This window comes from Maricaulis sp. ABE4_448 (genome assembly GCF_056160825.1).
The window spans coordinates 1-11,845 of sequence record NZ_JBSWXX010000001.1 but is presented as its reverse complement, the minus strand read 5'-3'; the positions used below and the strand labels follow the sequence as shown (position 1 = coordinate 11,845).

11 protein-coding genes are annotated in these 11,845 nt (G+C 63.8%); 7 read left to right on the top strand and 4 right to left on the bottom strand.

Features of this window, described 5'->3' with window-relative positions; translation table 11 throughout:
• Positions 1–24: 24 nt before the first annotated feature.
• Positions 25–1,224: an ADP-forming succinate--CoA ligase subunit beta gene (sucC, locus tag ACXAJV_RS00055; RefSeq protein ID WP_475080497.1), complete on the top strand. Its 1,200-nt coding sequence runs from the start codon at positions 25–27 to the stop codon at positions 1,222–1,224.
• Positions 1,224–2,132: a succinate--CoA ligase subunit alpha gene (sucD, locus tag ACXAJV_RS00050; RefSeq protein ID WP_475080495.1), complete on the top strand. Its 909-nt coding sequence runs from the start codon at positions 1,224–1,226 to the stop codon at positions 2,130–2,132. Before sucC ends, sucD begins: the two co-directional genes overlap by 1 nt.
• A gap of 90 nt (positions 2,133–2,222) precedes the next feature.
• Here sucD and ACXAJV_RS00045 read toward each other — a convergent pair whose 3' ends face one another.
• Together ACXAJV_RS00045 and ACXAJV_RS00040 are read right to left on the bottom strand one after the other, a co-directional pair.
• Positions 2,223–2,540 (bottom strand): type II toxin-antitoxin system RelE/ParE family toxin, encoded by a 318-nt coding sequence (locus ACXAJV_RS00045; protein ID WP_475080493.1) that lies wholly within the window; start codon positions 2,538–2,540, stop codon positions 2,223–2,225.
• Positions 2,530–2,715 (bottom strand): hypothetical protein, encoded by a 186-nt coding sequence (locus ACXAJV_RS00040; RefSeq protein ID WP_475080491.1) that lies wholly within the window; start codon positions 2,713–2,715, stop codon positions 2,530–2,532. The genes ACXAJV_RS00045 and ACXAJV_RS00040 overlap by 11 nt, the downstream gene beginning before the upstream one ends.
• A gap of 271 nt (positions 2,716–2,986) precedes the next feature.
• On the opposite strand from ACXAJV_RS00040, the gene ACXAJV_RS00035 reads away from it, so the two are divergent.
• The 5 genes from ACXAJV_RS00035 (at position 2,987) to ACXAJV_RS00015 (ending at position 10,376) form a co-directional block, all read left to right on the top strand.
• Positions 2,987–5,968, top strand: coding sequence for a 2-oxoglutarate dehydrogenase E1 component (locus ACXAJV_RS00035; RefSeq protein WP_475080488.1), 2,982 nt, complete (start codon positions 2,987–2,989; stop codon positions 5,966–5,968).
• Positions 5,969–6,006: 38 nt separating this feature from the next.
• Positions 6,007–7,572, top strand: a complete 1,566-nt coding sequence (odhB, locus tag ACXAJV_RS00030; protein WP_475080486.1) for a 2-oxoglutarate dehydrogenase complex dihydrolipoyllysine-residue succinyltransferase — start codon at positions 6,007–6,009, stop codon at positions 7,570–7,572.
• An 83-nt stretch (positions 7,573–7,655) separates the two neighbouring features.
• Positions 7,656–8,090, top strand: a complete 435-nt coding sequence (locus ACXAJV_RS00025) for a hypothetical protein (RefSeq protein WP_475080484.1) — start codon at positions 7,656–7,658, stop codon at positions 8,088–8,090.
• Positions 8,091–8,214: 124 nt separating this feature from the next.
• Positions 8,215–9,618 carry a dihydrolipoyl dehydrogenase gene (gene lpdA / locus ACXAJV_RS00020; RefSeq protein ID WP_475080482.1) on the top strand — a complete coding sequence of 468 codons (1,404 nt, stop codon included), beginning with the start codon at positions 8,215–8,217 and terminating at the stop codon, positions 9,616–9,618.
• A 212-nt stretch (positions 9,619–9,830) separates the two neighbouring features.
• Positions 9,831–10,376, top strand: a complete 546-nt coding sequence (locus tag ACXAJV_RS00015) for a GNAT family N-acetyltransferase (RefSeq protein WP_475080480.1) — start codon at positions 9,831–9,833, stop codon at positions 10,374–10,376.
• A 6-nt stretch (positions 10,377–10,382) separates the two neighbouring features.
• Here the strand turns inward: ACXAJV_RS00015 and ACXAJV_RS00010 are convergent, their stop codons facing one another.
• Complete coding sequence (locus tag ACXAJV_RS00010) at positions 10,383–10,694, bottom strand: winged helix-turn-helix domain-containing protein (protein WP_475080478.1); 312 nt, start codon at positions 10,692–10,694, stop codon at positions 10,383–10,385.
• Entirely contained in the window at positions 10,695–11,309 is a 615-nt protein-coding gene (locus tag ACXAJV_RS00005) for a hypothetical protein (RefSeq protein WP_475080476.1), read from the bottom strand. It abuts the gene before it with no gap.
• Between the last annotated feature and the right edge of the window lie 536 nt (positions 11,310–11,845).

Genomic DNA, 11,845 nt, shown 5'->3' with positions numbered 1-11,845 from the left:
TTATCCTCCCGCGAGGCCCCATCTATGAATATTCATGAACATCAGGCGAAAGCCGTCCTGAAGACCTTCGGTGCACCGGTTGCCGAGGGCGTTGCCATCTTCTCCGCCGACGAGGCCGCCGCTGCGGCCGACAAGCTGCCCGGACCGCTCTGGGTGGTGAAGTCGCAGATCCATGCCGGCGGTCGCGGCAAGGGCAAGTTCAAGGAACTTGGTCCCGACGCCAAAGGCGGTGTGCGCCTGGCCTTTTCCAAGGACGAGGTGATCGCCCACGCCAAGGAAATGCTCGGCAGCACGCTGGTGACGCACCAGACGGGCCCCGAGGGCAAGCAGGTCAACCGCCTCTATATCGAGGACGGTGCCGACATCTCTCGCGAGCTGTACTGCTCGCTGCTGGTGAACCGCGAGACCGGCAAGGTTGCTTTCGTGGTGTCCACCGAAGGCGGCATGGATATCGAACAGGTCGCGCACGACACGCCGGAAAAAATCCACACGATCGACATCGATCCGGAATATGGCGTCACCCAGGGCGATGCGGTGAAGATCGCCGAGGCGCTGGACCTGCATGACGTTGCCCGCGACGACATGATGGAGCTGGCTCCGACGCTCTACAAGGCCTTCACCGAGAAGGATATGAGCCTGCTGGAGATCAATCCGCTGATCGTGATGGAAAACCATCACCTGCGCGTGCTCGACGCCAAGGTCTCCTTCGACGGCAATGCGCTGTTCCGCCATGACGACATCATGGAGCTGCGCGACACCACCGAAGAGGACGCCAAGGAAATCGAGGCTTCCAAATACGATCTCGCCTATGTGGCGCTGGACGGCAATATCGGCTGCATGGTCAACGGCGCGGGCCTGGCCATGGCGACGATGGACATCATCAAGCTCTACGGCGCCGAGCCGGCGAACTTCCTCGATGTCGGCGGCGGCGCGTCCAAGGAGAAGGTCACCGCGGCCTTCAAGATCATCACCGCCGACAAGAATGTGAAGGGCATCCTGGTCAACATCTTTGGTGGCATCATGCGCTGCGACGTGATCGCGGAAGGCGTGGTTGCGGCCGTCAAGGACGTGGGCCTTCAGGTGCCGCTGGTCGTGCGCCTGGAAGGCACGAATGTCGAAAAGGGCAAGCAGATCATCAATGAGAGCGGGCTGAACGTTATCGCAGCCGACGATCTCGATGATGCCGCCCAGAAGATTGTCGCCGCCGTGAAGGAGGCCGAATAATGTCGATCATCGTCGATAAGAATACCAAGGTCATCGTCCAGGGCCTGACGGGCAAGACGGGCACCTTCCACACCGAACAGGCGCTGGAATATTACGGCACCCAGATGGTTGCCGGCGTGCACCCGAAGAAGGGCGGCGAGACCTGGTCTTCCGGCCTGGAAAGCGCGGCCGAGCTGCCGATCTTCGCATCCGTGGCCGAGGCCAAGGAGCGTACCGGGGCTGATGCGTCCGTGATCTATGTGCCGCCGGCCGGTGCCGGTGCCGCGATCATCGAGGCAATCGATGCGGAAATCCCGTTCATCGTCTGCATCACCGAAGGCATTCCGGTGATGGATATGGTCAAGGTCAAGGCCAAGCTGGACAAGTCCAAGTCGATGCTGCTGGGCCCGAATTGTCCGGGCATCCTGACGCCGGAAGAGTGCAAGATCGGCATCATGCCGGGCCAGATCTTCAAGAAGGGCTCGGTGGGCGTCGTCTCGCGTTCGGGCACGCTGACCTATGAAGCCGTGTTCCAGACCTCCCAGGTCGGCCTCGGCCAGACCACGGCCGTGGGCATTGGCGGCGACCCGGTGAAGGGTACCGAATTCATCGACGTGCTGGAGAAGTTCCTCGCCGACGACGAGACCCAGTCGATCATCATGATCGGCGAGATCGGTGGTTCTGCAGAGGAAGACGCTGCGCAATTCCTGGCCGACGAAGCCAAGAAGGGCCGCAAGAAGCCGACCGTCGGCTTCATCGCCGGCCGTACGGCGCCTCCGGGCCGCACGATGGGCCATGCCGGCGCCATCGTCTCCGGCGGCAAGGGCGGTGCGGAAGACAAGATCGCGGCCATGGAAGCGGCCGGCATCAAGGTCTCGCCCAGCCCGGCTCGTCTCGGCACCACGCTGGCGGAACTGCTGAAGGGCTAGGCTCTCTCGGCAACGACACAAATGAAAAGCCGCGCTCCGGGATCCGGGGCGCGGTTTTTTGTGCCGGGGCAGTATGTTTTGGCGGGATGCCTAGGCTATGTCCCAACGCTTCGGCTCCTGGCCCGCAATGTCCCGGCTTCCGTGAACGAGGGTCACGATCAGAATGCGGTCCTTGGCCCGGTCGACCTGATAGATCAGCCGGTAGCTGTGGAAGATGATCTCGCGAAGCGAGGAATTGCCATCGGCCTCCGGGACGGCGCGCCCGATATCCGGAAATTCCGTTAGCCGGCTGGCTGCAGTCATCAACCTGTCGATAAATTGTTCGGCATAGTGAGGCGCATCTCGCGCGATGTAGTCGCGCAAGGCCAACAGATCGTCAAAGGCGGGTTCCGACCAGTCAATCCGCACGCTTCGAGAGCCGCTGTCTGACCTCGTCGTGTGAATAGGTGCGGCCGCGCTCGGCTGCCTTCAGGCCCGCGCCGATCTTCTGCCGGACGTAGAGCTCGTACATGATGTCCGAGAGCGTCGCCTGATCGGGAAGGCGATCGATCAGCCGCTTGGCCTCTTCCTTGGCGTTTCCCACGTGGCAATCCTTGTGTCCTGCAGCGGCTGTAAGGCTACGCCCCGTTTCGCGCGGGGGCAATAATCCCCCCGTGCAAAGTCCGGCATCGCGATTCCTTTCTCGCCCCGGATAGGGGTGCGGGTCATGCAGGCCACGCCCGTCTCTGTCACCAACTTGTCAGCAGACCGGGGGAAAACGGTACTGTTCGTTGGACATCCGTTCTAGATGATTGCTTAACCGTCCCTGTGTAGCGACGCATACAGACACACTCCTGACTCAGGCCCATCCCCCAATGTCTGACCAAAGCCGATCCCCCGAAAACCAGTCCTTCCTGGACACCTCCTTCCTGCAGGGTGCCAACGCCGTCTATCTCGAACAGATGGCCGCCGCCTATGCCAAGGATCCAAGCTCGGTGCCGCCGAGCTGGAAAGCCTTCTTTGATGCCATGGGCGATGCCCCGGCCGATGTGAGCCATGCGGCGCGTGGTCCGGCATGGAAGCGGCCCGGCTGGCCGAAGGCGGCCAATGGCGACATGGTCTCGGCGCTGGGCGATATCGGTACCGACGAGGCGGCGATGGTTGATCGCGTCGCCGAGCATGTTGCTACGGCCAGCCCGGGCGCCGATCCCGCGGAAGTGCGCCGTGCGACCCAGAATTCCATCCGTGCGATCATGATGATCCGCGCCTATCGCATGCGCGGCCATCTGGCAGCGGACCTCGACCCTCTGGGGTTGACCGATTTCGGCTACCAGGCCGAGCTGGACCCGGCGACCTACGGCTTTACCGGGGCGGCGCTGGACGAGGACGTCTTCATCGACGGTTATCTCGGTCTCGAGACCGCGACACCGCGCCAGATGCTGGACATCCTCAAGCGCACCTATTGCGGCCCGATCGGCGTCGAGTTCATGCACATCTCCGACCCGGAAGAGAAAGCCTGGCTGCAGGCCCGTTTCGAAGGGCCGGACAAGGACATCACCTTCACGCCCGAGGGCAAGGTGGCGATCCTGTCCAAGCTGATCGAGACCGAGCGTTTCGAGCAATTCCTGCACAAGCGCTATCCGGGCACCAAGCGTTTCGGTGCCGATGGTGGCGAGGCGATGGTTCCGGCGCTGGAGCAGATCATCAAGCGCGGCGGCGCGATGGGTGTCGAGGATATCATCATCGGCATGCCGCACCGCGGCCGGCTGAACATCCTGGCTGCCGTCATGGGCAAGCCCTATCACCAGATCTTCCACGAATTCCAGGGTGGCAACACCCAGGGCGAGGAGGAGTTCGGCTCCGGCGACGTGAAATACCATCTCGGCGCCTCCTCGGACCGCGAGTTTGACGGCAACAAGGTGCACCTGTCGCTCACCGCCAACCCGTCTCACCTCGAGGCGGTCGATCCGGTCGTGCTGGGCAAGGCGCGGGCCAAGCAGGAAGAAAACTGCCGCAAGGCGGCGGGAACGCCGCGTTCCTCGGTTCTGCCGCTGCTGCTGCATGGTGATGCGGCCTTTGCCGGCCAGGGCATGGTGGCCGAGTGCTTCGGCCTCTCCGGCCTGCGTGGCCACCGCACGGGCGGCGCGATCCACTTCATCGTCAACAACCAGATCGGTTTCACGACCGACCCGAAGGACAGCCGGTCGAGCCCTTACCCGTCCGACGTGGCGTTGATGGTCCAGGCGCCGATCTTCCACGTGAATGGCGACGATCCGGAAGCCGTCACCCACGCCACCAAGATCGCGACGGAATACCGCCAGCTGTTCGGCAAGGACGTGGTGATCGACATGATCTGCTACCGCCGCTACGGCCATAATGAGGGCGACGATCCGACTTTCACCCAGCCGATCATGTACCGCATCATCAAGGACATGCCGCCGGTGCGGAAGAAGTACCAGGACCGGCTGATGGAAGAGGGCGTTCTCACCGCGGCCGAGGCCGAGGCGATCGAGAACGAGTTCGACACCTTCCTGGAAAACGAATTCAACGCCGGCAAGGAATTCGAGCCGAAGAAGGCAGACTGGCTGGACGGCCGCTGGTCGGGCCTGGGCCTGCCCGAGGATGACGAGCGCCGTGGCGAGACCTCGGCCACGATCGAGCGCCTGAAGGCGGTCGGCGAGGCGATGACCCGTATCCCGAACGATATCAACATCCACCGCACGCTGAAGCGGGTCATCAATGGCCGGCGCGAGGCGATCGAGCAGGGTGAGGGCATCGACTGGGCGACGGCCGAGCACCTCGCCTTCGGCACGCTTCTGACCGAAGGCTTTCCGGTGCGCCTGTCTGGCCAGGATTGCGGCCGCGGCACCTTCTCGCAGCGCCATTCCCATATGATCGACCAGGAGACGGCCGAGCGCTATACGCCGCTCAACAACCTGGCTTCCGATCAGAAGAAGTATGAAGTCATCGACAGCATGCTGTCGGAAGAAGCGGTGCTGGGCTTCGAATACGGCTATTCGCTCTCGGCCCCGAACACGCTGGTGATGTGGGAAGCCCAGTTCGGCGATTTCGTAAACGGCGCCCAGGTGATCATCGACCAGTTCATTTCGTCCGGCGAGCGCAAATGGCTGCGCATGTCCGGCCTGGTGATGCTGCTGCCGCACGGCTATGAGGGCCAGGGCCCCGAGCACTCTTCGGCGCGGCCCGAGCGTTTCCTGCAGCTGTGCGCGGAAGACAATATGCAGGTCGCCAACTGCTCGACGCCGGCCAATTATTTCCACATCCTGCGCCGGCAGATCCACCGCAATTTTCGCTCGCCGCTGGTGATCATGACGCCGAAAAGCCTCCTGCGTCACAAGCGCTGCGTCTCGACGCTCGCCGCGATGGGGCCGGGCTCCTCTTTCCACCGCGTTCTGTGGGACGATGCCGACGAGAAGCGGCCGGAAGGCGAATTCCGCCAGACCTCGATCAAGCTGCAGGCCGACGAGAAGATCCGCCGCGTCGTGATGTGCACGGGCAAGGTCTATTACGACCTTATGGAAACCCGTGAGGATCGCGGCATCGACGACATCTATCTGATGCGGGTGGAGCAGCTTTACCCCTTCCCGTACAAGGCGGCGATGGCCGAGCTGGCACGTTTCCCGAACGCTGAAGTCGTCTGGTGCCAGGAAGAGCCGCGTAATATGGGCTACTGGACATTCGTCGAGCCCAATATCGAATACGTCCTCGGCAAGATCGAGGGCAAGGCAGAGCGGCCGCGCTATGTCGGCCGTGTTCCGACCGCCTCGACGGCGACCGGCATTGCCGCCAAGCACAAGCAGCAACAGGAAGCCCTGGTCGACGAAGCCCTCTCCTAGGGCGCGCGATCATTCTCTTTGACAGAGGAAGAACCGACATGACCGATATCACCGTTCCGCAGCTCGGCGAGAGTGTCACCGAAGCCACGGTGGGCAGCTGGCAGGTGAAGACCGGCGATGCCGTCTCCAAGGACGATGTCCTGGTCGAGCTGGAAACCGACAAGGTCGCCGTCGAGGTCCGCGCCGAAGAAGACGGCGTGATGGGTGAAATCGCCGCCCAGGAAGGCGACACGGTCGAGATCGGCGCCAAGCTGGGCGTGCTCGATGCTGGCGGCAAGGGCTCCAGCAAGTCTGAAGACAAGCCGGCCAAGGCCGATGATGGCAAGAAAGCCGCCAAGGCGAAGTCTGACGACAAGCCGGCCGAGGGCGGCAAGGGCGGCGAGACGGTCGAGGCGACCGTGCCGCAAATGGGCGAAAGCGTCACCGAGGGCACGATCGGCTCCTGGCTGGTGAAGGTTGGCGATACGGTCGAGATCGACCAGGCGCTGGTCGAGATCGAGACCGACAAGGTCGCCGTCGAGGTGCCGTCTCCGGTGGCCGGCAAGGTCGCCGAACTCCTGGTCGGCGAGGGAGACACCGTGTCTCCGGGCGATGCCGTCGCGAAGATCGCCGAAGGTGCCGGCGGCTCGGCATCGGCCTCTTCGGACAGCCAGGACGACAGCAAGGCTGAAACCGCTTCGGGCGGTGACAAGAAGGCCATGCCGTCGGCCTCGCGCGTGATCGAGGAGAACAAGCTGGACGCCGATTCCATCGAAGGCTCCGGCAAGGATGGCCGCATCACCAAGGGCGATGCGCTGAAGGCCGCAGAAGCCGCCAGCAAGGCCTCGACCACCGCCCCGGCTCCCGCCTCATCCGCTCCGGCCCCGTCCGCTCCGGCGGCCCCCTCCGCGCCGCGCGAAACCGGGCCGCGCGAGGAACGCGTCCGCATGACGCGCCTGCGCCAGACCATCGCGAAACGCCTCAAGGACGCCCAGAATAATGCGGCGATCCTGACGACCTATAACGAGGCCGACATGTCGGCCATCATGGCGGCCCGCAAGACGCACCAGGAAGCCTTTGTCGCCAAGCACGACGTCAAGCTCGGCTTCATGAGCTTCTTCATCAAGGCCTGCGTTTCGGCGCTGAAGGAAATCCCGGCGGTCAATGCCGAGATCGACGGCACCGACATCATCTACAAGAATTATTACGACATGGGCGTGGCGGTCGGTACCGATCGCGGCCTGGTGGTTCCGGTCGTGCGCGATGCCGACCAGATGTCGCTGGCCGAGATCGAGAAGGAAATCATCCGCCTCGGCAAGCGCGCCCGCGACGGCAAGCTGTCGATCGAGGAGATGCAGGGCGCCACCTTCACCCTCTCCAATGGCGGGGTGTACGGCTCGCTCATGTCGATGCCGATCCTCAATGCGCCGCAATCGGGCATTCTGGGCATGCACAAGATCCAGGAGCGCCCGGTCGCCGAGAACGGACAGGTCGTGATCAAGCCGATGATGTATCTGGCGCTGAGCTATGACCACCGCATTGTCGACGGCAAGGAAGCCGTGACCTTCCTCGTCCGCGTGAAGGAAAACCTGGAAGATCCGCAGCGCATGCTGTTCGACCTCTAGCTCTGCTAGGTTCTGACAGTCCGAAATTTCTTTATTCCGCGAGCTCCCGCCGGATTGGGTTAAGCCTTCCGGCGGGGGTTTTCATGCGTGCAGCCACTGCGTTCTCGGCCGTCTTCAAGGGGCTGGTCGTTCTTCGGGTCAGTTATGCGGTGCTGCTTTTCAGCGGCACGATGGCCTACCGTCTAAGTGGGGATGCGCCGTTCCACATCGACGAGCATGTCGGGGCGATGCTGCGCAGCTTTCCGCTCTGGTATTTCCTGGTATGGGGCGGGTTTGTCGGCGGCTATGTACTGGCGGCTGTGCTGCTGCTGCTGCGGTCCTGGCTGGCCCTGCCGCTGTATGCGGCGGCTTTCACCGTCGACTTCCTGCTGTCGCTCTACTGGTTCCAGCAGCCCGGAATGGACCATGCCTATTCCGGCAGCGCCAATCTGGTGGAATGGGGGCTCAACGCCTTCGACCTGACCATCATCGCCATTCTGGTTCTCGCCGGATCCGCCTTCACGCGCGACCCCGGCTGATCCATGCATGCCTGCCTTGCGCGCGAAGCTGCCAATCGGGACAGATCGGGCCTTACTTTTGCGCACGATCATGGGCATATAGGCTGAAAGTCTGACCGATCATTCCAGCTTTTGCGAGGCGACCATGTCCGAACCCTACGACGTCGTGATCATCGGGGGCGGCCCCGGTGGCTATAATTGTGCCATCCGTGCCGGCCAGCTGGGCCTCAAAGTAGCCATCGTGGAAAAGCGCGGGCGCCTCGGCGGCACCTGCCTGAATGTCGGCTGCATACCCTCGAAAGCCCTGCTGCACGCATCCGAACTCTATGAGACGGCGGACAGGGAATTTGCCGGCCTGGGCATCAAGACCGGCGGTCTGGAGCTCGATCTTCCGCAAATGCTCAAGCAGAAGGACGAGGCTGTCGATGGCCTGACCAAGGGCATCGAGTTCCTGATGAAAAAGAACAAGGTCGACTATCTCGTCGGCAAGGGCCGCATCGCCGGTGCGGGCAAGGTCGAGGTGGAGAGCGATGACGGCAAGCAGACCCTCGACACCAAGCACATCGTGATCGCGACCGGCTCGGAAGTGACGCCGCTGCCGGGTGTCGACATCGACGAGAAACGGGTCGTGTCGTCCACCGGTGCGCTGTCGCTGGAGAAAGTCCCCGGCAAGCTGGTGCTGATCGGTGCCGGCGTGATCGGCCTGGAGCTGGGCTCGGTCTGGCGCCGCCTGGGCGCGGAGGTGACGGTGGTCGAATATCTCGACCGCATCCTGCCCGGCATGGATGGCGAGCTGGCCAAGAACGCCCAGCGCACCTTCGCCAAGCAGGGCATGGAATTCCATCTTTCCACCAAGGTCACTGGCGTCGACGCCTCGGATGCAGACACGCTGAAAGTGACGATCGAGCCGGCCGAGGGCGGCGAGGGCAAGACGCTGGAAGCCGATACGGTTCTGGTCTGCATCGGCCGCCGCCCCTACACCGAAGGTCTGGGGCTGGAAAATGTCGGCATCGAGACCGACAAGCGCGGTGTGATCGCCAATGACCACTTCCGCACCTCTGCGGAAAATGTGTGGGTGATCGGCGACTGCACCAGCGGTCCGATGCTGGCCCACAAGGCCGAGGATGAAGGCACGGCCTGCGCGGAACGCATCGCCGGAAAGGCCGGTCACGTGAATTATGGCGTGATCCCGGGCGTCGTTTACACTGCGCCGGAAATCGCCGCGGTTGGCAAGACCGAGGAGGAGCTCAAGGCGGAAGGCCGCAAGTACAAGAAGGGCAAATTCCCCTTCCAGGCCAATTCCCGGGCGCGCACCAATCACCAGACCGAAGGCTTTGTGAAGATCCTGGCCGATGCCGAGACCGACGAAATCCTGGGGGCCCACATGATCGGGGCCAATGTCGGCGAGATGATTGCCGAGATCTGCCTGGCCATGGAATTCCAGGCGGCGTCCGAGGACATCGCCCGCACATGCCATCCCCACCCCACCCTGACCGAGGCGGTTCGCCAGGCGGCGATGGGTGTGGAAGGCTGGACCATGCAGGCCTGACTCCGTCGCAAAGCCCCGGATACTGTCGCAAAGGCGACGTGAAGCCCGCCTAGAATCTGCATGATTCGCCTGCGCCGCAGGCGGCGGGCTACGATACAGCTGTGATACGGGCAGCGGCCGGATTTCCGGCGGACAAGCGGGCCCGTTTCGGGCACAATCAGGATGGACGTTCCGGGCGGCAGCTGCGGTTGGCCGGACGCGAAGGCCGGGACATGGACCAAGCGCTGATGACGACACAGATCGAAATCGCTTCGCCGCGCCTGCGGCTGGTCGCGCTGGACCGGCGCCTGGCCGCCCTGCAACTCAATGACCGGCCGGCGTTTTTCGATGCGCTCGGGGTGGAGCCTGAACCCTCCTGGCCACCGGAATTGACCGATGAAACAGCTATGCACCGGTTGTGCGAGACGCTGGATGCTCACCCCGAGCAAACCGGCTGGCGGGCCTGGGTTTTCATCTCGCCCGTCATGCACCGCCTGCTCGGCAGCGGCGGCTTCATGGGTGCGCCGGACGCCGATGGTGTGGTGGAGATCGGCTATTCCATGCTGACCTCCTGGCGCGAACAGGGCCTGGCGACCGAGGCGGTCAACACGCTCCTGCAATGGGCCTATTCCCACGACACGGTGAAACAGGTTGTGGCCCGCACGCCGGATGACCGCGACGCCGCCCACCGGGTGCTGGAAAAGGCCGGCTTCGTGCAGGCGGGCCATGAGGGCGATGTGATCGCCTGGACCCATGAGCGCAGCCGTCTGGCGGCCTGATCCGTCTCAGTTTCCAGGCGCGTCGCCGAGGAGTGTCCGCAGCTGGTCAAGATAGGCCAGCCAGGCTTGCCGGCCTGCCTCTGTCAAAGCCGCGCGGGTCTGGGGTTTGCGGTCGACAAAGCTTTTCTCGACCGACACATAGCCCGCATCTTCCAGCTTTCTCAGATGGACCGAGAGATTGCCGTCACTGGCACCGGTCTTCTGCTTGATCTCGGCGAAAGTGGCGCTGCTGGCCGCCGAAAGCAGCGCCATGATGCCCAGGCGCAGGCGGCCATGGATCGTCTCGTCGATCCGGGAGGCGTCGAAGTCGGCGCCCATCTATGCCGCCTCGCCGGCCGGTTCCCCGCGCAGCAGGATTACGCCGGGCACGACGGCCAGGATTGCCACCGCGGCGGCGCTGAACAGGTAGAGTTCCGGCGTACCGGCCAGGCTCATCCCGCCGCCGCAGGCCAGCCAGGCGATGATCGACATCGGCCGCATCCAGCGCGGTCCGCCCAGGCTGGCGGAAACCCAGAAGGAGACGCCATAGCCGCCGAAGGCAACCAGCGGGATCGTGTCGAACAGGATCATGTCGCCCCGTCCCAGGACCAGTGCGATAACGGCGCCGATGGCATAGGCCGCGACCAGCCACATCACCCCGTTCCACACGGCGCTCTCGCCGCGATTGTTCACCGCGCCCGTACCGGGCTTGTTGCGCAGGCTGCGGCCGAGAAAAATCGTGCCCGTCATGCCGATCAGCCCGTAAGCCATCCAGACGAAGCCCACCAGGCCCGGCGCGATCCCGGCCTGGCCGGTGATGATGAACCAGTGCGCCAGAAGCGCCGGCGCGGCGAGCCCGCCCCACCAGATAAAGAAGCGTCCGGCGAGGGACGGTGCCTGCTGGCCGGCCTCGGCCACAGAGCGCAGATAGGCAAGATCGGCATCGTTCGACATGGCATCCTCCAAGAACTTTAAAAAACAAAGTACAGGGTTTCCGGAGAAGTGCAAGGGGGGTGAAGGGGCAAGCTGGCAGGGCGCGAACGGGGAGACTGAGGTCCAGCATCTGCCCGGCGTTTCCGCGGGGCAGTCCCGGATTCCCTTCTTCCCCGGCCCGCTCCACTTCCCCCGGCCTCATGCCGGGGCCCGGTTGAGCCCGAGCCTGAAACGCCGCTTTCTTCCCCACTTGGTGGGGAAGTGGGCCCTCCATCGCCTTGGCGAAGGAGGGGTCGAAGGGGCCGGCGCGCGAGCGCCGGGAAGCGGTGGAGCTTGTCGCTGACACATCGCCGCTGACGCGGCGCCCCTCCGTCTCGCCGCCTGGCGGCGATCCACCTCCCTATGGAATGGGGAGGAAAGGCCTGTCAGCACGAAATCCTCCACGGGCTTGCGCCCTGGAGCGATGAGAGGGGTGCGGGATGCACGGCGGACATCGTGTCCGATTTGAAGGTTTGGTGGTGATGCCCGAGGCATCCCGCACGCGGAGATTTACCCGG